Source organism: Acinetobacter oleivorans DR1 (assembly GCF_000196795.1).
Taxonomy (GTDB): Bacteria; Pseudomonadota; Gammaproteobacteria; order Pseudomonadales; family Moraxellaceae; genus Acinetobacter; species Acinetobacter oleivorans.
The window spans coordinates 3,730,964-3,753,938 of record NC_014259.1; the positions used below are offsets into that span (position 1 = coordinate 3,730,964).

The window sequence follows — 22,975 nt, forward strand, 5'->3', positions numbered from 1 at the left end:
TCTAAGCTTTTAATCGAACGCCTCGATTGTTCCATTTATAACTAAGCAATATCTTTTGAGCTTTAGTGGTTAGTTTCCAAAGGTCATATGATTGCTCAGTTTGTGTTGGGACAATCCAACCTTGTGATTGCATTTGATTTTTAATTCGAAACAGGGCCTTATGATTAATCTGTGCGCAAGCCACCGCATGTGCACGAGGTAATTCCTGACGAGCATCTTCTAAGCCAGCCTGATTTAAATATTCATTCAGACAAATTCCAAAATTCTCTTCTGGCACAGCTGTTTCAAAGCGCTTTGCCAGCACGCTCAACAACTGAGACCATGTCATTTGTCTCTGTCGTTTAAGCTCTTTAAAGTTGCCATCCTGAAATGCTTGAATCTGATATTCAAATGCAAAAATATCTTGCGGTGCAACTTCCTTTAACTGCACTGATGGCTCTGTTACTCGCTGTTCTAAATGCAAAATTTTACTTCTTAATAGTCTAATTTCATCTTCTAACTGCTGAGCTTGATGAGCAGGAACCCAACCTTGTCCCAGATGTTGTTCAACCATTAAAGGTATATTTAAACGGACAGCCAACTCCAATTCACGTGGAGTTTTAAAGTAAAAAATATGCTTTGCTTCGTGTAATAACTTTTTTCTAAATGCGAGAAATTTATCTTTAACTTGTGGATGTGTTTCTTGTAAATCTATTTCACGACTTTCAGGCTGTTCATGCATGAACACAATAATAGGTTTAGCCTGACTTAACGCGTATTCATATTCTAAAGACAGATAGCTCACACCAGAAATCGATTGTTCTCCATACTGACTTCCTAGAAGTAAGATTACATAATCACATTCATCAATTTGTCGACGTGCAAGTGTGGTTGTTAAAGGTGTTCGATGTTCTAGTCCCCAAGCAAAGAAACCCATTCCCACCAAGGTTTGAGACAAAACCGTTCGCTCTGGCTGCATATCGCGGCCAGACGTTGAAATAAAAATCTGATAGCGTGTATCGAGCATAACAATACCCTTTCGCCTCATGATCTGTATGTGACTTAAAATCAGCCAAGATCATGAACCGCCCCAAATAAAATAATAAATATAAAAAAACACTATTTTCTAAATGATGCTAAAAGATCAGTTCAGATTATGAAGTGTCCAAGTTAACTCTTGTGGAATCATATGTTGTAAAACAGGTTGCAGTGCGTCAGCATTATTTCCGCTGACGTAACATTCAATACGTGCAACATTCTGACCTATTTGGTCACATAATAACGCATTTTTTATTAAAATACGGGCTGTTTGTCGGGCAACTGCGAACCCAGAATCAACCAGTGTGAATTGGTTATCAAAAAGATGATGAATTGCTTCATTTAAGAAAGGATAATGCGTACAACCGAGCACTAAATAGTCTGCACCTTGCTCAGCGGCAGGCTGTAAAACCTCTTTTAATGCCGTTAAACACGCCTCTCCCATTTGCTGTCCTGCTTCTACACAAGGAACAAGTTCAAGGCTGGTTAAGGTCATCACTTTAACACCCGCCGGAACAGCAAACTTCTCAACAACATCTTTAATGAGTTGCCCACGAAAAGTAGCAGGTGTGGCCAACACAGCAACCACTTTAGAACGTGTCTGTAATACGGCAGGTTTTAATGCTGGAACTAAACCAACAATTGGAAAATGTTCACCATAATGTTCACGTAAATGGTCAAGACTAAATGCTGAAGCGGTATTACAGGCAACCACTGCAATTTTACAACCTTGGCGGTATAACCAATCAACGGCTCGGGCTGTGAGTTCTCTAATTTCTTCATCAGAACGTGGGCCATAAGGAACGTAGGCTGTGTCGGCATAATACACAATGCGTTCATTGGGTAAATATCTAGCTATTTCTGCTGCAACTGACATTCCCCCAATTCCCGAATCAAAAATACCAATTGGGGCATCTGCTGATGCTTTAGGCATAGGTTCTAGATCGGTAAATAGAGGTTGTATGGCGGTCATAGCTGTACTGAAGTGTCAGAAAATTTCACTTCCTAAAGCTTAAACCTCAAGTGCCTAATTGCAAGAGCAAATTACCACTTTTTAACTCTAAAACGGTTTCACCATTCTCTTTTTCGACGAGTGTCCCATAGTTCACTAAGTGATAAAAAGACTGACGTTGAATAAGCGCATTAATTCCAAATCGGACATGCACATAAGGACGCAACTCCCCTGCATATTCACGCATAAAAATTGGATGTTCAGCATCAACCAAAATCACATCTTGATTGGTCGTGGTCAGTTGTAAAAATTGATCACCTGAAATTTCAACTTGATCGACCTGATTGACTAATAAAGGTTCATCTTCAACCTCAATTTCAATTTGTTCTACGGGGGTTTTCAGGTAGAATTTCCCTTCTTCTTTCCATAGGACTTTGGTAAATAGATCTAATAGGGCTTGGCGCTTAATTAATTGACCTTCGTGCCACCATTCTCCATTGGCTTTAACCGTCAAATCCATTTTGCCGCAATGCTTTGGATGCCACTGCTCTAAAGGTGGAATTGACCTTTTGTGACTTTGCTGTACACCTTTTAAGTATTGTGCAATGTTCATTAAGTTTTTATCATCAGATAACGGTATTTTTCCCATATCCGATGGGGAATTATTTTGATTTACCATAGTTTATGCCTTGCTGACGAAAAAATATGACGACTCAGCCAATTGGCTAGATCATGGTTTAAAACTATACTAGCCAAAACGATAAAAGGCACAATAGCATATTTGCGCCTATGGATTAAAACACTCACGGCAGCACCGAATTTCTGAATATGACGGTTGCCACCTTTAAGTATTGAGGAGTCCTACATGGAACACATCGAACGTGAATCGATGGAGTTTGACGTTGTCATCGTAGGTGCAGGACCTGCCGGTCTGTCTGCTGCGATTAAGATCCGTCAATTAGCGATTGAAAAAAACTTACCCGATCTTTCTGTTTGTGTAGTTGAAAAAGGCTCTGAAGTAGGTGCGCATATCTTGTCTGGTGCTGTGCTTGAGCCACGTGCCATCAATGAACTTTTCCCGAACTGGAAAGAAGAAGGCGCGCCTCTTAACGTACCTGTAACTGAAGACAAGACATTCTTCTTACTTTCAGAAACCACTTCTAAAGAAGCACCTCACTGGATGGTTCCTAAAACCATGCACAATGATGGTAACTATGTTATCTCGTTAGGTAACGTTGTTCGCTGGTTAGGTCAAAAAGCTGAAGAACTAGAAGTTTCTATCTTCCCTGGTTTTGCTGCATCTGAAGTGCTTTACCATGAAGACGGTACTGTAAAAGGTATTCAAACTGGTGATATGGGTATTGGTAAAGATGGCGAACCAACGCATAACTTTACTCCAGGATATGAACTTCACGCTAAATACACCCTCTTTGCTGAAGGTTGCCGTGGTCACTTAGGCAAACGCCTCATTGCGAAATACAACCTTGATAAAGATGCTGATCCTCAGCACTACGGTATCGGGATTAAAGAACTTTGGGAAATTGACCCATCAAAACATAAGCCGGGCTTAGTGATGCACGGTGCTGGTTGGCCATTGGCTGAAACTGGTTCTTCTGGTGGTTGGTGGTTATACCACGCTGAAAACAACCAAGTGACTTTGGGTATGATTGTGGACTTGTCTTATGAAAATCCACACATGTATCCATTCATGGAAATGCAGCGCTGGAAAACTCACCCACTGATTAAACAGTATTTAGACGGTGGTAAGCGTATTTCTTACGGCGCACGTGCTGTAGTGAAAGGCGGTTTCAACTCATTGCCTAAATTGACTTTCCCAGGTGGCTGCTTGATTGGTGATGACGCAGGTTTCTTAAACTTTGCAAAAATCAAAGGCTCACACACTGCCATGAAATCAGGCATGTTATGTGGTGAAGCTGTATTTGAAGCGATTGCTGCTGGTGTAGAAAAAGGCGGTGATCTTGCGATTGCACGTGTTACCGAAGGCGAAGATTTATTCACTAAAGAGTTAACTTCATACACTGACAAATTCAACAACAGCTGGTTAAAAGAAGAGCTTTATAACTCTCGTAACTTTGGCCCAGCAATGCATAAATTTGGTCAATGGATTGGTGGTGCATTTAACTTTATCGACCAAAACGTCTTTAAAGTGCCATTCACTTTACATGACTTGAAGCAAGACTTTGCTGTATTGAAAACTGTCGATGCAACTAGCTTCAAGCCAAACTATCCAAAACCAGATGGCAAGCTTACATTTGACCGTTTATCTTCTGTGTTTATCTCAAACACTGTACATGAAGAAAACCAGCCAGCTCACTTGAAGCTTACTGATCCTTCAATTCCAGTGAATGTAAACTTACCGAAATGGGATGAGCCTGCACAGCGCTACTGCCCTGCTGGTGTTTATGAAATCATGGAAGATAATGATGGCTCTAAACGCTTCCAGATTAACGCAGCAAACTGTGTTCACTGTAAGACCTGTGACATTAAAGACCCATCTCAAAACATCACATGGGTAACGCCAGAAGGCGGCGGTGGTCCGAATTATCCTAATATGTAATAAAAAAAGCCCCGATTATTCGGGGCTTTTTTTATTGGAGTTCGCTTATTGAAAAGGCGGTATTTTTGCTACATTTAAATTAAGGTTCTTTTTATAGAAAATAAATGAGCCTAATAAAAACAGACCAAGAAAACCAAAGTTTCGTGCTAAATCGAAATACCAAACTGATTTCCCAAACAATAAATCAAGAATTAACATGAAGCCCATGAATCTTGTATGTAAAATCAGACTCATCTTTATTTTTGGTTCGGGAGCAAAATATGTATTTCTATAACCCAACAGAATTGAGCCAACAATAATAAGAGTAACTAAAATAATGGTGGCAAGAGTTTCAGATAACCAAGGGGTTTCTAGATTTAATAAACCAGCAATAGAGAAAAACCAAAGACAAATAAATAAGCTTCGTTTCACAAAATAATCATTCATTTTTATACGTCATTTATATACTTAATTTTATAAATTATATAACGATTCTTATTTGTAAAAAATTATCATTTCAAATTAAATTTGAATTATTAATGGCTCCTAATTGTCGTTATTAGAAGCCTTATTATTCTATTACCCTTTCTTCACCAAATAATGAAATTCTTTATGACCATTTTCATCTAAGCGTTCTTCTTGCAAAAGCAACTCATGGCCTAAATGCATACAAAATTTAGGAATATCCCACGAGGTCGAATTATCTGTTGCGAAGACTTCAACCACATCCCCAGATTTAGATTTGCGAATGGCTTGATGCAACATCATGACAGGTTCCGGACAACGTAAACCACGCGTATTGAGTTGTACAGTAGGTGAAATGGGTTGCTCTGACATAACAAACTCGAACAAATAGAATTTTCACATTTTAGCATAAACAAATTACTGCGCTGTTAACTGTAACTGGCTTTTACATAACAATATACGTTTTGTCTTTTAGCTTGTTTTATAGATGCATAAGCATGTTTTCTTCGGTATGATTCAAAGTATTCATTTGATAGATTGAGTCTTTAGGAAAGATCATGCAAGAGGAACCAAGTCCGTCGTGGGGAATGCGCGGCTTACGAAAATGGTTAGGCACAGCACCAGAAACCCGTGATGAATTATTAAAATTAGTCCAAAATTCACGTCGCTTTTTAGAACCAGATACTGTTGCCATGCTTGAAGGTGTTCTTGACCTTCCAGCTACAAAAATTCGTGAAGTCATGACACCACGAACAGCAATGATCAGTTTGCAAGAAGATGATCAGTTACTTGATATTCTTGATGTATTGGTCGAGTCTGCTCACTCACGCTTTCCAGTCTTCTCTTCTGATCAGCCTGATAATGTTGTCGGGATTTTGCTCGCAAAAGATTTACTGCCGTTTCTAACCGAACCGAATACCAAAGTCGATATTCGAGTTCTTATGCGTCAACCGTTATTTGTTCCAGAAAGTGCGCGTTCCGATCAGGTTCTACGCATGCTGAAACACACTCAGACTCACATTGCTATTGTGATTGATGAATATGGTTCAACAGCTGGTCTTGTTACGCTTGAAGATATTCTTGAAGAAATCGTTGGCGAAATTGAAGATGAACATGACACTGCTGATGAAGATGCACAGTACATTGTTCCGGACAATGACCATACGGTAGCAAATGCATGGATGGTGCAAGCACTTACACCAATCGAACATTTCAATACTGTTTTAGATGCTGATTTTTCTGACGATGAAGTAGAAACTGTCGGCGGTTTATTACTTCAAGAGATTGGTCTAGTAAGTGATTTACAAGGACAAACTGTTGAACTTGGAAATTGGTTATTTACAATCGTTGAAGCAGATGCCCGCACTATTCATCTGATTCGAGCTGTACGTCAATGAGAGCATACTTTGAAAAGCTGTTAGATTCTTCGCAACAACAAAAACAGCTTCCTTTAATTTTTCCTTTACTCATTGCTTTATTTTCAGGTGCCGTGTTCAGTTTTTCACTGGCACCTTATTATTGGTGGTGGCTGGCAATTTTATCTCCAGCCCTACTCTATGCATCACTACATAAACGCTCAGCTAAACAAGCATTTGCTATTGGCTGGAGCTATGGCTTCGGCTTATGGTTTGTAGGCGCTTTTTGGCTCTACACGTCCATCCATGTATATGGCGATACCAATGCTTTTCTAAGCGTAGGTATGATTGCTATTATGGCCCTGCTTATGGGCTTATTCACCGCACTTCAGACTTGGGTTTACCGACGTTTCTTCCCTGAAACGCCACTGACTTTTGCACCGCTCTGGATTGTTTTCGAGTGGGCAAAAACTTGGGTATTTACAGGTTTCCCATGGCTGTTTGTCGGTTACGCTTTTACTGAACGTTTACTCGATGGTTACGCACCTCTATTCGGTATTTATGCAATTTCCTTCGTTGTTATTGTATTAGCGTGTGCTTTAGTTGAAGTTCTGCGCAAGCGTATTTTCTGGGTTATCCCGTCTGCCCTATTGGTTTTAGGTGCATGGGGAGCATCATATATACAGTTTGTAAAACCTAAAGCTGCTAAACCACTTAGCGTTTCGCTCATTCAAGGCAACATTCCACAAGATTTAAAATGGCTGACTGAATATCAAGTTAGAACATTAGAAATTTATGCTGGTCTGACTCAATCTGAATGGGGCCGTGACTTAATTGTATGGCCTGAATCTTCAATTCCACTCTTCCAAACTGACATTGAACCGTTTTTGGATGCAATGGATGCACAAGCGAAAAAGAACTACACTGCATGGGTAACCGGAATTCCTTACTGGGATGTTACCAAATCTCATGAAGTCGGTAGCCCGCTGTATTACAACAGTATTATGGCTTCTGGTAGAGACTCAAGCGGTCTCTATAAAAAGCAGCGTCTTGTGCCGTTTGGTGAATATATTCCACTATCAGGTTTACTCTCATGGGTATTACCAGCCATGCAAAATGATATTAGCATGAGCGGTTTTTCACGTGGTGAGAGTAACCAGAAACCACTCATGATTAAAGGACATGCGCTTGCTGCTGCGATTTGTTATGAAGTGGCTTATCCAAACCTTACCCGACGCAATGCAGAAGACAGCGACTTTTTAGTGACTGTATCTAATGACGCTTGGTTTACGGGTACTGCGGGGCCATGGCAACATTTACAGATGGTGCAGATGCGTGCTAAAGAAAATGGTCGCTGGTTTATTCGTGCAACCAACACTGGTGTAACAGCATTTATCGATCAAAATGGTCATATCACTGAACAAGCACCGCTCGATAAAGAGTTTGTCTTGAGAGGTGATTTACCTGCCATGCAAGGTCAAACTCTTTATAACCGTTTAGGTGATTATCCAGTGTTAGGATTTGCAGTATTACTGCTGATTTTAGGTTGGATTTATCGTCCACGTAAAGTTGACGTTTCTTTTAAATCACGTCGCTAAATTATAATAGCTTTGTACCCAGAGGAACTTCAAACTCTGGGATACAAAGTGCAACATCCCCATCTGCGTTATGAAACCCTGTCACTAAGCATTCTGACTGAATAGGCCCAATTTGTTTTTTAGGGAAATTCACTACAGCAACAACTAATTTACCAATTAAATCTTGTGGTTGATATAGCTTGGTAATCTGAGCACTCGATTTACGTATACCTAATTCTTCACCAAAATCTACATGTAAAATATAGGCAGGTTTACGTGCCTTTTCGAAAACTTCAGCTTGAATAATTTTACCAACGCGAAGCTCTACTTTTAAAAAATCATTCCACTCGATTTGTTCCATTTACTTTTTCTCATGTTCTTAAATATCTGATTTGAAGCATATAATATGTACAAATAAAGAAACACCCTCTTTTTATTTCCAGTTTTCAAAATTCATGCTAAATTAAATCTGCTCATCAAAAAGCCGTAAACGTTTACGTCAATCAACGTGCCAACATACCTCCAACAATGCTTGGAGCTATTTGTTCAAAATATTTTTGAATGGCACTGGCGTTTGTTGGTTTACGGAGTCAAAAATGCAAAACTCAAAATCTTTGTCTACTTTTAAAAAACTTCCAAATCGCTATACATCTATCGTTTTACCTTTTCTTCTATCGATCATTATGACTTTTGTGGTTTCGATGATTAGTACATTACGAAGTTTAGGACTAGAAGAATTTTCCCTTTATGTCTGGATGTCTGCATGGGCAATTTCTTGGTTAATCGCTTTTCCAACGTTACTTTTGGTCTTACCTGTTGTTCGTAAAATCACGGCCATATTAGTACAACCTGCTTAACTAAAAAAATAAAACGTAGATGTTGAGTCTACGTTTTATTTAAAAATCTGGTTTTAAAATATCATTAAAAAGCGATAGATAGTTCCAAAGATAAATAAGCAACTAAGCTTGATAAAAAGACCATGGGTACATAGCGATAAGCTTTAAACAGTAATTGCTCATATTTAGTAGATATTTGTTTAGCTTGCCAGACACTCGCTTTTAATGCGGTAAAGAAGCTCACCATCAACCATGCACTCACAATACTTAATGCGAAGAAACCAATCATAATTTGGCTACTTCCCTCTGTACTCAACCATAACTTTAATGAAAATTCAGCAATTGGCAATAAACCCAAAATCAATAGGACAGATTTGAGCATTACCCAATGGAACTGAGTCAGTTCATCTAATATGAGAAATGCTTTCATTTAATCTCTCCTTTTTAATTGAATAAAGTGCTTTTTATTTATTATGCAAAGCTTTCATTTAAATATATAGCTTATTTCTCTCTACATTTTAACTTTCTTGTAACTATTAAATATGGGAATAATTCTTATTATAAATCTCAAATATCATTATTAATTTTAATTTATATTTTTCAGTTGTTTATTATATTTTTCTGATTGAGAGAGATTATCAATTCAAATTTATCGGTTTATCTTTTTAACTAAATTGATAATCTCTATTATATTTTCAATTAAGGCTGATAATAAATATCCGCATCATTACCCTCACCACCATCTTTGCCATCTGCTCCAAATGAATACAAATCAAAAGCGCGACCATCTGCCCCAGGAATGACATATTGAACATCATTTTTCCAACTGTCTTTAGGATAACCACCTTTTACATAACCACCCGGCATCCAGTTTTTTGCTGTTGCAGGTTGATTAACTAAAGCATCTAGCCCGCCTTCTTGCATGGTTGGGAAATGTCCGTTATCAAGCTTGTACTGATCTAAAGCTCCAGCCACACCTTTTAAGGTAATTTGAGTGGTATCAATTTTAGCTTTTTCACTACGCCCCATGACATTTGGTACGATTAACGCTGCTAACACGCCTAAAATTACAATCACGACCATGACTTCAATGAGGGTAAAGCCTGAGTTTTTATTTCGTTTGCGTTGCATAGGTTGTACTTTCATCATTATCTCTAATATCAAAGTTATTAAATCATATTGTTCATATTTACGATTGGCAGCATAACCGCGATTACAATAACCAGTACAATGCTTGCCATTAGAACCAGCATAAGTGGTTCAAGTAATGCCAGTAAGGTTGAAATAAATGTTGTAACCTCACGGTCTTGCATGGTCGATGCACGTTCTAACATGCGGTCCAGTTCGCCTGATGCCTCACCACTTCGAATCATTTGTACCATCATTGGTGGGAAATAACCACTGCGCTCAAGCTGTGTTCCCAAGTTACCACCTTCGGTAACACGCTCAGCTGCATGGGCAATTGAATCTCGTATGACCCAATTACTGGTCACTGCTGCACCAATCTTTAAGGCATCGACCAAAGGTACGCCTGAACGAGTCAAAATAGATAAAGTACTGGCAAATCGTGCAGAATTAATACCACGTGACAGTTTACCGAATAATGGCAATTTGAGTGTTAATCGATCAAAAGCATAATGCCCAGCAGTCGTTTTTAAGAATCGTACAAATGCAACAATTCCCACAACTGCAAAAATAATAATAAACACCCAAGCATGCCGAATAAAATCACTGGCTTTCATTAAAGCAACTGTAATCCACGGCAAGGCATCTTTACTTTGGTCGAACGTTTTTACAATCTCTGGCACAACATAAGTCATTAAACCCATCACAATACCAAAAGACATCAGCATTAAAATGATTGGGTAAATCATAGCGCCCTGAACTTTCTTTTGCATGGCAAAACGGTTTTCGGTGTAATCAGAGAGCTGATCTAAAATCAGATCTAAATGCCCAGAACGCTCACCAGCTGCGACCGTTGCAATATAGAGGTCAGGAAACCGTCCAGATTGCTGCATCCCTTGTGCGAGTGAATGCCCTTCTAAAACGCGAGAACGGACAGATAATAAAAGGTTTTGCACATGTGGTTTTTCACTTTGCCTACTCACCGCACGTAAAGCTTCTTCTAGAGGAATGGCCGCTGCAACCAAAACAGAAAGTTGTCTGGTCATGAGTGCCAAATCATAAGCACTGAACTTTTTTTGGAATAACCCCTGACTCTGATGTTTATCTTTTTGTTCAACAGGGTCAACACTAATTGGTGTCCATGCTTTATCGCGTAATTGTTGGCGAATCTGGCGTGCTGAATCTCCTTCAAGCACTCCTTTTTGCTGCTTCCCTGAAGCATCAATGGCAGTAAATTGATATGCAGGCATGGTAATGTTCTAATTTTCCAAAAATAATAGTCGCTGCTGTTGCATCTATGCTACGCAATCATTCATATTCGTTCTATAGCCTGTGTAGAATACCCAAGTCCTCTTCACGACGCTATGCCGTTTTTTAAAATTGACGAAATGAGCCTCTATGACCATAACGCCAAAGCCAGATTCAGTTGTTTATCGTGTGCGTGTAGCCGTACCTGTGCATCTGTACGACACTTTTGACTATACACTCACCCAAGCACAATATGAACGGGCTCACGTAGGCTCACGCGTCGCTATTTCATTTGGACGCCAAAACCTGATTGGTATCATTACAGAAAAAGTAAATCCACATGAGCCATTTACAGGCAAATTTCAGCTTAAAGCCATTTCTGAACTTTTAGATGAAGAACCAATTTTAGATGAACAAGTTTTAAGTTTATTGACATGGTCCGCGCAATATTACCAATTTCCAATTGGTGAGGTCATGCAAACTGCCCTACCCGCATTATTGCGTCAGGGCAAACCGATGGATGTTTTGTTCCATCTTTGGAAAATCACTCCCTGTGACAATGTTGAAGCACTGCTAAAGCGTTCTGTTAAGCAACAAGATGCGTATCAAATTTTAAAATTACACCCTGCCGGAACTACAGAAAATATTCTCAATTTAAGTGGTGTAGAAACTGCAACGCTTAAAGCACTTCAAAAGAAAGGATTGGTTGACTGCACGCTCGAACCACACGACTTTAGCCCGACACCAGCTCAATTGGCACAAATGCCGCTCACGCTCAATGAAGATCAAAAGAAAGCAACCCAGCACGTCGTAAATGCACAGCATCAATACCAAGCCTTTTTACTAGATGGCTTAACTGGAAGTGGTAAAACTGAAGTTTATCTGCACATCATGCACGAAGTGCTAAAGCGAGGTAAACAAGTACTGGTGTTAGTACCTGAAATTGGCTTAACCCCTCAAACGATTTCTCGCTTTAAGTCTCGTTTTAACTGTGATATTGCTTTATTGCATTCAGGCTTAAATGATTCCAAACGCTTACAAGCATGGCAACAAGCACAGACCGGAAAAGCGTCTATTATTTTAGGAACGCGCTCTGCCATCTATACGCCACTGCCACGTTTGGGCCTCATCATTTTAGATGAAGAACACGACCTGTCTTATAAGCAACAAGAAGGCTTCCGATATCATGCGCGTGATGTCGCACTGTACCGCGGTCACTTGCAAAGCTGCCCTGTTATTTTAGGTTCAGCCACACCAAGTATTGATAGTTATTATTTAGTCGAAACTGGCAAATTAACTACACTGCAACTCAACAAACGTGCTGGACATGCACTTTTGCCTAAAATGCATTTGATTGACCTTAAAATTGTCAAAAAGCAGCATGGAATTAGCCAACCCCTTATTGAACAAATCAAACATACATTAGCTAGAAAAGAACAGGTTTTAATCTTTTTAAACCGTCGTGGCTATGCACCTGTACTGGTTTGTGAAAGCTGTGGATGGCAAGCAAATTGCCCGCATTGTGATGCGCATTTTACTTTGCACACTCAGCCTTATTCTTATTTACACTGCCATCACTGCGGAACCATTCATCGCTTACCCGATCATTGCCCTGAATGTCAGCAAAAAAGCTTAAAAACTTTAGGTGCAGGAACCGCTAAGGTTGAAGAGCACTTACAAGAACTATTTCCAGATCATGATGTCATTCGGGTCGATCGTGACAGTACCAGTCGTGTCGGAAGCTGGCAAAAAATTTATGATCGCATTCATCAAAACAAACCAACAATTTTGCTCGGTACTCAAATGTTGGCAAAAGGCCATCATTTTCCACATGTCACATTAGTTGCCATTTTAGATATTGATGCAGGTTTACTCAGTGTAGACATCCGTGCGCCAGAACGTACGGCGCAGCTGATTGTACAAGTCGCTGGTCGTGCAGGTCGTGGAGAACATAAAGGTCATGTTTATTTACAAACCTTAAGACCTGATCATCCGTTACTTACCACACTCATCGAAAAAGATTATCGCGCGGTTGCCAAACAAACGCTGGCTGAACGTAAAGTTGCTTTGCTGCCGCCTTATCGCTATGCAGTTCTAATACGAGCAGAATCCAAAGATCGTGACTATACCTTACAATTTTTAAATGAAGCTGCCGAGCAACTTCGTCAAGTCGCTGGTGAGATTGTTGATATTTGGGGACCTATTCCAGCGCCGATGGAACGTAAAGCGGGACGCTACCGTGCCCACATGGTAATTTTATCTGCCGACCGTGCTCGCCTACATTTTTACTTAAGACAATGGTGGTCTCAATTGGTTCATGCCCCAAGACAGCATCAACTCAGGCTATCAATTGATGTCGATCCGCAAGAATTTAATTAGATGATTTGAATATCATGGTGTGAAGAAGCCTTTTTGGCTTTACACTTAAAAGAGACTAATACATTCGAGGCAATGAATGTCATTCCTACTGCAAGCAACAATCTTTCTTGGAGCTTCTCTGATTTTAGTCCCTCTTGGCAAACGCCTAGGGATAGCAACAGTTTTAGGTTATTTATTTACAGGAATACTTCTAGGTCCTAGTGTTTTAAATATTGCACATGACCCTGAAGCAATTATGGAACTTGCCGAATTTGGTGTCATTTTATTGATGTTCCTGATTGGTTTAGAACTAAGACCACAGCGGTTGTGGGAAATGCGTGACTCTATTTTTGTAATGGGAAGTCTGCAAGTCCTCATTAGCGGTGGCGTACTTATGCTGATCATACTATTACTCTTTAAGCAGCAGCTTTCTGTTAGCTTTGTCATTGGTTTTGCCCTTGCGCTGTCTTCCACCGCTTTTGTATTACAGCTTCTGACTGAAAAGCAGCAACTCAACACGACTTATGGTCAGCAATCTTTTTCGATTTTGCTCTTTCAAGATATAGCGGCGATTCCCTTACTTGCCATCATTCCATTATTGGCAGGAACAGAATCAACCCATCACGGGATCGCTTATTTTGCAGCTATTATTGCAACCTTTACGGGCTTGTTTTTGTTTAGTCGCTATGTGATGCGTCCATTCTTCCGTTTTGTTGCCAAAAGTGGAGCGACTGAACTTATTACAGCAGTAGGATTATTTATTATTCTTGCTGTTGTCTTGCTTATGGATACTCTAGGAATTAGCACCACATTAGGCGCATTCCTCACAGGTGTATTATTAGCAGATTCAGAATTTCGTCACGAAGTTGAAGCGAGTATTGCACCGTTCAAAGGTTTACTACTTGGCTTATTCTTTATGACCGTGGGTATGACCACCCAGTTGTCCCTACTCATTGAAATGCCTTTACTTATTATTGGTGGAGCAGTCGGCTTATTGCTCATCAAAACACTGATATTGACTGCCATTGCCCGCTATAAAAAATACAGTTGGAACAATAGCTTACTTTTGGGTACTTGCTTGGCACAAGGCGGAGAATTTGCTTTTGTAATTTTGAGTCTTGCAAAAAGTGAGAAAATTTTAACTCAAGCTCTATTAGAGCCAGTGACCCTTATTGTCACATTGTCGATGGTACTTACCCCAGTGATTTACTGGATTATGGCAACCAAGGTCATTCCTCTGTTTAATAAAGAACGTCCACCTGAGTACGATGAAATTCCTCAGCAGGATAACCCGATTATCATTGCTGGTTTTGGTCGATTTGGACAAATTATCGCGCGTATTGCCCGCCTGCAACATTTGGGCTTTACCGCAATCGACAATAATCTTCATCAAGTAGACTTTGTTCGACGCTATGGCGGCAAGCTTTATTATGGCGATGTGACCCAGCCAGATTTATTGCGTTCCGCGGGTATTGAAAAAGCCAAAGTATTTATTTTAGCGATTGATGATGTTGAAGATTCAATGAACGTTGCACGGCATCTCAGATTAAATTATCCAAACTTAAAGTTATTAGCTCGTGCTCGTGACCGTCACCATGTACATCTTTTAAGAGATTTAGGCGTTGAACACATTTGGCGTGAAACATATTTATCTTCATTAGGAATGGCTTATCGCGCCTTGAGAGAACTCGGTATCTCAGATGAACAAGCCTATAACAATATCGAAATCTTTCGGGATTACGATGAGAAATTGCTCATACAGCAGCAAAGTATTTATACTGATGAACAGAAGATCTTTGAAACGCATCGTAATGCCTTAGCCGAACTTGAACATTTGTTTGAAAGTGATGCACAGCAACAGGCTACGTCAAAACATGATGTTAATTTAAAGCGTCATTTACAGCCAAATCGCATCGACATTACAAGAGATCATCTAGAATAACTTGAGATTTCAGAAAATGGCTATATTAAGGACTTATTCACATTGCCTAAATAATTGGACAATGGGCACAAAGCTGCCCCTGTCCGGCTTGCGGCTTCGCTGCATTTCCTAAGCTTGATTAAAACGAAATAGTTATACTCTGCTTAGGGCCCTGGAGAATATTATGTCTGATTTACGCCAACGCTTTTATATTGAGAACTTTCCGGTTCGTGGGGAAGTAGTTCATCTAGAAGAGGCACTACAAACTATCTTAGCTCAACGTGACTATATGCCTGCGGTTAAAATTCTGTTAGGTGAAATGTTGAGTGCGACTGCATTACTTGCAAGTACACTAAAAATCAAAGGCCGTATCAGCTTGCAAATCCAGGCTAGCGGCACCTTTAAGTGGGCAATGGCTGAATGTAATCATTTGGGTGAAGTACGTGCTCTAGCTGATTACGAAACGGACCCACGCTTCATCGAAGCAACAGACAGTAGTACAGTTCTTGGCGCTTTAGTTAATCCAGTTTTATTTATTAATATTGAACCTGAATTTGGCGAGCGTTATCAAGGGATTGTCCCTCTTGATCAAAAAACTTTAGCTGGCTGTTTAATGCAGTATTACGATTTGTCTGCACAAATTCCAACTCGCATTGTGTTAGCAAGTACGACAAAACGCTCTGGTGGTTTACTGATTCAGCTTTTACCACGTCATGATGAAGAAGAGCAAAACTTGGTCGATGAAGATTTATGGCCACGTTTGACGATGTTGACCGAAACATTAAAAGCCGAAGAGCTAACCAATTTAGATGCAAACGAAATTTTATATCGTTTATATAACGAAGAAGAAGTTCGTTTACCAGAAATTGAAGCATTAAAATTTGGCTGTACATGTTCGAAAGAACGCTGTGCAAATGCGCTGATTCAAATTGGTGTAGACGCTGTTCATGAAACCTTAGAAGAACAAAACCCTATTCGTATGGATTGTCAGTTCTGTAATACTCAATACACCTTTACTGCTGAAGAAGCTTTAGCATTATTTGGTGAACATTTGAGTTAATCATTAAAATTTATAAAAAGGCGGATATACCGCCTTTTTATTTGTCTGTACTTTTGATGATAGTTTTCAATATTTTATTTTAAATAGGATAATATAAGGCTACTTTATAGCCTATAAATAGATGCTTAAAACGCCATGAATTATTTTGATTATTTTCTCTTTATTTTTAGCGTAATTATTATGATTGCGACCCCTGGCCCCGTAATGATTTTAGTTGCAAGCGCTGGGCTTAAAGGAGGCTATAAAAAAGCGCTTGAAACCATTTTTGGTACAAACTTAGCATCCCTTGTCTTAATTTTTATTTCAGTACTCGTTTTAAAGGGAGTACTGAGTGTTAACGATAGTTATCTCAATATCATTCGTATTCTAGGCTGCTTATATATTGGTTATTTGGGTTTTAGTATTCTTAAAGAAGTGATTCAAGCACCTCATCCAGAAGCGATACAAACAGTTTCAGCACAAAATGGTGGCTTTAAGAAAGGCTTTCTCGTCGGTATTTCAAACCCTAAAGATATTATCTTTTTCTCGGCCTTCTTTCCGCAATTCGTCTCTATTACCCCTCAATTAAATTTAAGTCTAACCATACTCACCCTGACATGGATTGTTTTAGACTTCCTCACCTTATCTTTGGTTTATATATTCTTCCGTCGCCTTTCTAACAGTCATTTATATCCAAAAATATTAGGGCTATGCGGTTTATTACTTTTACTTATTGCCCTGTATGGCTTATATCAAAGTTTCATCTAAATCATGAAAGGTATGGGCCTCATTTGCCTATACCTTTTTCTATCAATTTCATTTTGAAATAGAACAACTCTTATACAATCTAGCTTATTGAAAACTCTAAAAATCGTTTCATAATGAAATAAACAACTCCATCGTGATAAAACATTATGGCAAAAAATTATTATGAAGAATTAGGGGTTACACGCAAAGCCTCTGCTGATGAAATTAAAAAAGCTTATCGGAAACTAGCCCGTAAATATCATCCTGACATCAGCAAAGAAAAAGATGCAGAAGAAAAGATGCAGGCCATTAATGTTGCCTATGACACGTTAAGCAATGCAGAAAAAAAAGCTGAATATGACCAGATGTTAGATCATCCTCAAGGTTTTAATAACTTTGGTCAGGGTGCTGCACAAGGTGGTTTTGATGGAGCACAGTTTTATCGCCAAGGCTTTACAGGTGGTGAACAAGCAGATTTTAGTGGTTTTGAAGATTTATTTGGACGCTTTGGTGCAGGATTTGGTGGTGGTCAGCAGCAGTACCAAAGACAACAGCGTAGTTATCGCGGTGAAGACCAACATGCCAGCATAGAGGTTGATCTTGATATTGCCTATCATGGATCAACACAACAGATTACCCTGCAAATCCCGACCATGAATGCTTATGGCGAGCCTGAAGTTCAACGCAAAACCTTACAGGTGAAAATACCCAAAGGTATGAAAGAAGGTCAGCAAATCCGCTTAAGTGGACAAGGACAAAGTGGCATCAATGGCGGTGCCAACGGCGATCTTTATATTGAAATTCAGTATAAAGATACAGATCGCGTTCATGTTGAAGGTAGCGATGTATATTTGACTGTAGATGTCGCGCCGTGGGAAGCTGCCTTAGGTCAAGGTATTGAAGTAAAAACACCTGCTGGACCTTTAAACGTCAATTTACCTCACAATGCAAAACAAGGACAGCAGCTACGTTTAAAAGACAAAGGGATACCAAATAAAACGCCAGGCCATCTCTATTTAATTTTAAATATTGTATTCCCACCAGCACATTCTGAAAAAGAAAAACAAGCTTATCAGCAACTGGCTGAAGCCTTCGCTTCATTCGAACCTCGTTCATCTCATTAGGGAGCAAGATCATGACAACCATTCATTATCGCGAAATTGTATATGACGGCCATACCTTTAGTGCGGAGGTCGTTGATGAACAATCTACATTTGACCTACAACAATTTGCTCAAGCTTGTGGTCAAAGCCCTGACTGGATTATTCAGTTAATTGAATATGACATTTTATCTGTCGACAATACGCCTGAAGCACACCAATTTATCGGTGAAGATGTGGCACGTGCACGTAAAGCTTATCGTCTGCAACGTGACTTTGACGCAAGTTTGGCAGCAGTTGCGGTGATGTTAGATTTGATTGATGAAGTACAACAACTTAGAAAACAGTTAAAGCATTTTCATTAGATTAGATAATCACGACGGAGTCCTACTGGCACTCATTGTCTATTCCATCAGCTAATTACGTTACTTTTGTTTTGGCAAAAGTAACCAAAACCATTGTCATCCACAAAACCTGTTCACTAGCCTCATTTAAATCATTATTTTGCAAAAACAATAATTTCTAAATTATGGGCAGGTTGTGGATGACGCTTAGCTCGAGAAAATTTTTGAAAAAATTCAATAAAAATAAAAATTTATTTTAATCGAGTAATCTTCTCTAATTCCTTCACCGTCTGTTTAATCGGCTCATACTCCAAAAACCAAAATAAATTCATCCGATCTTGACGATGCTGTTGAGCCAGTAAATCAATCACACTTTTTTCACCACGCCCAACCAAGTGCTGTCTATAAAAATAGTACAACAGAAAAATCGTACTAATCAGCATGGCACCCAACATAATCCAGAAACCAACAGGTGATTTAAGACCAGGTATAAACTCAAAGTTCATTCCATAAATGCCTGTTAAAAGGGTAAGCGGCGCAAAGACTGCCGTGATAATCGCAAGAATCCGCATGTTTTCATTGGTTTGGTTTGCAATAGCAGAAAAATGTAAATCAATGGCCGACTGAATTGCACTACGTAACCGCAAAGTATGTTTCTGAATACGTTCAACATGACTCATTAAATCATTTAAACGAACCAGTAAAATATCTTGAGAATTATGGATGTGACTGCCAACAACATGATGGTAATTTTCTACAATTTCATCCCGAAACTCTTGAAGGGTTTCAATTTGTTCTTCACATAAATTTTCGACCTGTTGAAAGGCCATATTCTCATGGAACAACTGGTGCCATTGTTTAAAACGACGATTACCCTGCAATAGTTGTTGTTGCCAATGCTCTACTCTTCTCGTCAATGGTGAGCGGATATCAAGATAACCATCAACCATACTATTTAACAAGCGTAATGATAAATCGACGGGTGAATTCGGTAATTTACGGGTTTTGTTTTGTTCTTCTAAAGTTTTACATAAAATATTTTCGAGACGTTGAATATAGTTTTCAATCGACTTATTCCCCTGCTCGCGCACACTAATCAGCACATCAGGTGTCAAAATAAAACTAATCGGCGTCGTTGCTAAACCAAAAACACTATCTTGTGATTCTGCATGCTTAATTTCATCGTCAGGCGTAACCAATTTCTTAAAAATTAACAGGTCATATTCTTCAAGCGTGTCAAATGCACAGGGATGTTCAATGTTGGCAATATCCCGCATATGAAACTCATTAATAACCACACCTGAAAGCTTATGAATCTCTTGTTGCCATTCTTCGTTATGGTTAACCACATCCGTTCTGACACTATCAATCCAGAAAAACTCCAGAACATGTTCACTATGCTGTTCGCGGCTTAAAAAGACATAGCCGTCGCTTTGATGGCGATAAAAATAATAAACCTGCATACCACAACGATCTGTTTTTGTATTACTTGCATCATGCCATAAAAAAAGTCCGCATCAAGCGGACTTTTTCGTGTCATTCAAACAATTATGCTTGTTCAATGTCTTTCATAGTCAATTTAATACGACCACGGTTATCAACATCAGCAACTTGTACTTTCACTTCTTGACCTTCTTTAAGAACGTCAGTCACGTTCGCAATACGTTCGTTTGAAATTTGCGAAATGTGAAGAAGACCATCAGTACCCGGCATGATGTTTACAAACGCACCGAATTCTACAATACGGATTACTTTACCGTCATAGATCTTACCTGGTTCAACTTCAGCAGTAAGTGCTTGAATTTTTGCAATCGCAGCACGAGCAGCAGCTTTAGTTTCACCAAATACACGAACTGTACCGTTATCTTCAATATCAATTGCAGCTTTAGTTTCTTCAGTAATGGCACGAATCGTTGCGCCACCTTTACCAATAACATCACGGATCTTGTCTGGATTGATGTTAATCACTTCAAATGTCGGTGCATGTGCGCTGATTTCAGCACGAGCACGTGAAATGACTTTATTCATTTCATTCAGGATGTGCATACGACCAGCAAATGCTTGGTTTAATGCAACTTCCATAATTTCTTCAGTGATACCTTCAATCTTGATGTCCATTTGAAGCGCAGTAATACCGTTTGCAGAACCTGCTACTTTAAAGTCCATATCACCTAAGTGATCTTCATCACCCAAGATGTCAGAAAGTACTGCAAAACGCTCGCCTTCTTTCACTAAGCCCATTGCGATACCAGCAACTGGTGCTTTAAGTGGAACACCTGCATCCATAAGTGATAATGAAGCACCACATACAGAAGCCATTGAAGATGAACCGTTAGATTCAGTAATGTCAGATACGATACGGATTACGTACGGGAAGCGGTCAGCAGCAGGAAGAACAGCTTGAACACCACGACGTGCTAAACGACCATGACCGATTTCACGACGCTTAGGGCCAGACTCACGACCAGTTTCACCTACAGAGTATGCAGGGAAGTTGTAGTGCAACATGAAGTTGTCAGTTTTAGTACCTGACAATGTATCAACCATTAATGCATCACGAGTATTACCCAAAGTTGTTGTTACCAACGCTTGAGTTTCACCACGTGTAAATAATGCAGAACCGTGAGCGCGGTCTAATACACCAACTTGAACGTCGATACCACGAACAGTTTTAGTATCACGGCCATCAATACGTGGTTTACCTGACAAGATGTTGTCACGTACTGTACGGTATTTAAGGTCTTCAAATAATTCATTTACTTCGTCAGCAATACCAGTTTCGTCATTTTCAGGAACGAACTGAGCTACAGCTTCTGCATAAAGTGCATCAAGTGCTGCATAACGGTCTTGTTTAACCGCAATTGTATATGCTTCAGAAATTTTAGCTTCGAAAGCTGCTTTTAATTGCTCAAGAAGTGCTTCGTTTTTGCTTGGAGCAACCCAAGTTGATTCAACTGCACCAGCAGCAGCAGCAAATTCTTTAATTGCTTGAATCGCGATTTGCATTTCGTCATGACCGAAGAGCACAGCACCAAGCATTTGGTCTTCTGAAAGCTCTTTAGCTTCAGATTCAACCATTAATACAGCAGATTCTGTACCAGCAACAACAAGGTCAAGATCACTTTCTTTCAACTGTTCAAAGTTCGGGTTAAGAACATATTCACCGTTGATTAAACCAACACGTGCGCCACCGATTGGACCACGGAAAGGAGTACCAGCAATAGATAATGCTGCTGATGTACCAAGCATTGCTGCAATATCAGCATCCATAGTTTTGTCAGAAGAAACAACTGTTGCTGTTACTTGGATTTCGTTGAAGTAACCTTCTGGGAACAATGGACGAATTGGACGGTCAATAAGACGTGAAATTAAAGTTTCAGCTTCAGAAGCACGGCCTTCACGCTTACCGTAACCACCAGGGATACGACCAGCTGCATATTGTTTTTCTTGATAGTTAACTGTTAACGGGAAGAAGTCTTGACCCGCTTTTGCTTTAGGTTGAGCAACAACTGCAACTAAAACAGTTACGCCACCCATTGTAATTAAAACTGTGTTTGCTTGACGTGCAACGCGACCCGTTTCTAAAACGACTTGATGTTGACCGAATTGGAATTCTTTACGAACGATATTAAACATTGACATGTATTGTATTTTCCTAATTTTATTCTAGTGAGACCCCTAAGGTTTGGCATTCAGACTACAACTGTTGGTAGATAAATGACAAAGCTTAGAAGCCATCACACTAGGCCAAAAATTTTAAATAATATTAAACGCAAAGAAGGAGCGCACAAGCGCCCCTTCTAAACATCACTTAATCTAAAATTAAGTGAAACTCTCTTTTCAGCGATAAAGCATTGCGACATGCGAAATAGCGAAAACAAAGTGAAAATCGAATTAACGACGTAAACCTAAAGCACCGATCAAAGCAGTGTAACGACCGTGGTCTTTACCATTTAAGTAGTCGAGCAATTTACGACGTTGGTTAACCATACGAATCAAACCACGACGGCTGTGATGGTCGTGTTTGTGAGCTTTAAAGTGACCTTGTAAATCATTGATTTGAGCAGTCAATAAAGCTACTTGTACTTCTGGTGAACCAGTGTCATTTTCAGCGCGAGCAAATTTAGCAATGATCTCTGCGCGGTCTGCATTAGTTAAAGCCATTCGATTTCTCCGAGATGCTTAAAAAAGTAAACGATATGAATCAGTTGAGGCAACTGACTGCCGTGCATCACTACAGCAAGTTGCCTATTTTAAGGTATCTATAGGTGGATTGCAAAATAGTTTTCAGTAACTTGTCATTTTAGACACTGACACGAGCATGCTAACCCTGC

At 39.6% G+C, this 22,975-nt stretch carries 22 protein-coding genes; 10 read left to right on the forward strand and 12 right to left on the reverse strand.

Annotation, left to right across the window (positions count from 1 at the left end; all coding sequences use genetic code 11):
• Window position 1: 1 nt before the first annotated feature.
• From AOLE_RS17550 to AOLE_RS17560, 3 genes are all read right to left on the reverse strand, one after another.
• Window positions 2-1,006 carry a DUF4062 domain-containing protein gene (locus AOLE_RS17550; protein WP_013199051.1) on the reverse strand — a complete coding sequence of 335 codons (1,005 nt, stop codon included), beginning with the start codon at window positions 1,004-1,006 and terminating at the stop codon, window positions 2-4.
• 117 nt (window positions 1,007-1,123) lie between these two features.
• Entirely contained in the window at window positions 1,124-1,990 is an 867-nt protein-coding gene (murI, locus tag AOLE_RS17555) for a glutamate racemase (RefSeq protein WP_013199052.1), read from the reverse strand.
• A 46-nt stretch (window positions 1,991-2,036) separates the two neighbouring features.
• On the reverse strand, window positions 2,037-2,648 hold the full coding sequence (locus AOLE_RS17560; RefSeq protein WP_013199053.1) for a DUF1285 domain-containing protein: 612 nt from the start codon (window positions 2,646-2,648) through the stop codon (window positions 2,037-2,039).
• A 186-nt stretch (window positions 2,649-2,834) separates the two neighbouring features.
• Here AOLE_RS17560 and AOLE_RS17565 point away from each other — a divergent pair, with 186 nt between their 5' ends.
• On the forward strand, window positions 2,835-4,547 hold the full coding sequence (locus AOLE_RS17565) for an electron transfer flavoprotein-ubiquinone oxidoreductase (RefSeq protein WP_013199054.1): 1,713 nt from the start codon (window positions 2,835-2,837) through the stop codon (window positions 4,545-4,547).
• Window positions 4,548-4,592: 45 nt separating this feature from the next.
• Here the strand turns inward: AOLE_RS17565 and AOLE_RS20570 are convergent, their stop codons facing one another.
• Both AOLE_RS20570 and tusA read right to left on the reverse strand, forming a co-directional pair.
• Complete coding sequence (locus AOLE_RS20570) at window positions 4,593-4,973, reverse strand: hypothetical protein (protein ID WP_013199055.1); 381 nt, start codon at window positions 4,971-4,973, stop codon at window positions 4,593-4,595.
• Between the two features lie 132 nt (window positions 4,974-5,105).
• On the reverse strand, window positions 5,106-5,363 hold the full coding sequence (gene tusA, locus AOLE_RS17575) for a sulfurtransferase TusA (protein ID WP_002053527.1): 258 nt from the start codon (window positions 5,361-5,363) through the stop codon (window positions 5,106-5,108).
• Between the two features lie 185 nt (window positions 5,364-5,548).
• On the opposite strand from tusA, the gene AOLE_RS17580 reads away from it, so the two are divergent.
• Window positions 5,549-6,388 (forward strand): HlyC/CorC family transporter, encoded by an 840-nt coding sequence (locus AOLE_RS17580; protein WP_004794939.1) that lies wholly within the window; start codon window positions 5,549-5,551, stop codon window positions 6,386-6,388.
• Window positions 6,385-7,944 carry an apolipoprotein N-acyltransferase gene (gene lnt / locus AOLE_RS17585; RefSeq protein ID WP_013199056.1) on the forward strand — a complete coding sequence of 520 codons (1,560 nt, stop codon included), beginning with the start codon at window positions 6,385-6,387 and terminating at the stop codon, window positions 7,942-7,944. Before AOLE_RS17580 ends, lnt begins: the two co-directional genes overlap by 4 nt.
• Window position 7,945: 1 nt before the next feature.
• On the opposite strand, the gene AOLE_RS17590 is transcribed toward lnt, so the two are convergent.
• Window positions 7,946-8,284 carry a tRNA-binding protein gene (locus tag AOLE_RS17590; protein ID WP_005301940.1) on the reverse strand — a complete coding sequence of 113 codons (339 nt, stop codon included), beginning with the start codon at window positions 8,282-8,284 and terminating at the stop codon, window positions 7,946-7,948.
• A gap of 235 nt (window positions 8,285-8,519) precedes the next feature.
• On the opposite strand from AOLE_RS17590, the gene AOLE_RS17595 reads away from it, so the two are divergent.
• Complete coding sequence (locus tag AOLE_RS17595) at window positions 8,520-8,780, forward strand: DUF2798 domain-containing protein (protein ID WP_013199057.1); 261 nt, start codon at window positions 8,520-8,522, stop codon at window positions 8,778-8,780.
• Between the two features lie 64 nt (window positions 8,781-8,844).
• Here AOLE_RS17595 and AOLE_RS17600 read toward each other — a convergent pair whose 3' ends face one another.
• The 3 genes from AOLE_RS17600 to gspF form a co-directional block, all read right to left on the reverse strand.
• The gene (locus AOLE_RS17600) at window positions 8,845-9,189 is read right to left on the reverse strand and encodes a hypothetical protein (RefSeq protein ID WP_005301935.1); all 345 of its coding nucleotides are present in this window, start codon (window positions 9,187-9,189) and stop codon (window positions 8,845-8,847) included.
• A gap of 269 nt (window positions 9,190-9,458) precedes the next feature.
• A complete protein-coding gene (gspG, locus tag AOLE_RS17605) occupies window positions 9,459-9,908 on the reverse strand; it encodes a type II secretion system major pseudopilin GspG (RefSeq protein ID WP_167317673.1) in 450 nt (149 codons plus the stop codon).
• A 20-nt stretch (window positions 9,909-9,928) separates the two neighbouring features.
• A complete protein-coding gene (gene gspF, locus AOLE_RS17610) occupies window positions 9,929-11,134 on the reverse strand; it encodes a type II secretion system inner membrane protein GspF (protein ID WP_005301929.1) in 1,206 nt (401 codons plus the stop codon).
• Between the two features lie 148 nt (window positions 11,135-11,282).
• Here gspF and AOLE_RS17615 point away from each other — a divergent pair, with 148 nt between their 5' ends.
• The 6 genes from AOLE_RS17615 (at window position 11,283) to AOLE_RS17640 (ending at window position 18,662) form a co-directional block, all read left to right on the forward strand.
• Complete coding sequence (locus AOLE_RS17615; RefSeq protein ID WP_013199059.1) at window positions 11,283-13,511, forward strand: primosomal protein N'; 2,229 nt, start codon at window positions 11,283-11,285, stop codon at window positions 13,509-13,511.
• A 76-nt stretch (window positions 13,512-13,587) separates the two neighbouring features.
• Complete coding sequence (locus tag AOLE_RS17620) at window positions 13,588-15,432, forward strand: monovalent cation:proton antiporter-2 (CPA2) family protein (protein ID WP_013199060.1); 1,845 nt, start codon at window positions 13,588-13,590, stop codon at window positions 15,430-15,432.
• 163 nt (window positions 15,433-15,595) lie between these two features.
• Window positions 15,596-16,471, forward strand: a complete 876-nt coding sequence (gene hslO, locus AOLE_RS17625) for an Hsp33 family molecular chaperone HslO (protein WP_005301920.1) — start codon at window positions 15,596-15,598, stop codon at window positions 16,469-16,471.
• 135 nt (window positions 16,472-16,606) lie between these two features.
• Window positions 16,607-17,218 carry a LysE family translocator gene (locus tag AOLE_RS17630; RefSeq protein ID WP_005301917.1) on the forward strand — a complete coding sequence of 204 codons (612 nt, stop codon included), beginning with the start codon at window positions 16,607-16,609 and terminating at the stop codon, window positions 17,216-17,218.
• Between the two features lie 146 nt (window positions 17,219-17,364).
• Window positions 17,365-18,321 carry a DnaJ C-terminal domain-containing protein gene (locus AOLE_RS17635; RefSeq protein WP_013199061.1) on the forward strand — a complete coding sequence of 319 codons (957 nt, stop codon included), beginning with the start codon at window positions 17,365-17,367 and terminating at the stop codon, window positions 18,319-18,321.
• A gap of 11 nt (window positions 18,322-18,332) precedes the next feature.
• Entirely contained in the window at window positions 18,333-18,662 is a 330-nt protein-coding gene (locus AOLE_RS17640; protein ID WP_005301912.1) for a chaperone modulator CbpM, read from the forward strand.
• A gap of 230 nt (window positions 18,663-18,892) precedes the next feature.
• Here the strand turns inward: AOLE_RS17640 and AOLE_RS17645 are convergent, their stop codons facing one another.
• The 3 genes from AOLE_RS17645 to rpsO form a co-directional block, all read right to left on the reverse strand.
• Window positions 18,893-20,104 carry a magnesium transporter CorA family protein gene (locus AOLE_RS17645; RefSeq protein ID WP_005301909.1) on the reverse strand — a complete coding sequence of 404 codons (1,212 nt, stop codon included), beginning with the start codon at window positions 20,102-20,104 and terminating at the stop codon, window positions 18,893-18,895.
• A gap of 85 nt (window positions 20,105-20,189) precedes the next feature.
• Window positions 20,190-22,277, reverse strand: a complete 2,088-nt coding sequence (pnp, locus tag AOLE_RS17650) for a polyribonucleotide nucleotidyltransferase (protein WP_171056879.1) — start codon at window positions 22,275-22,277, stop codon at window positions 20,190-20,192.
• Between the two features lie 258 nt (window positions 22,278-22,535).
• Window positions 22,536-22,805: a 30S ribosomal protein S15 gene (gene rpsO, locus AOLE_RS17655; RefSeq protein ID WP_002114951.1), complete on the reverse strand. Its 270-nt coding sequence runs from the start codon at window positions 22,803-22,805 to the stop codon at window positions 22,536-22,538.
• Window positions 22,806-22,975: the final 170 nt, after the last annotated feature.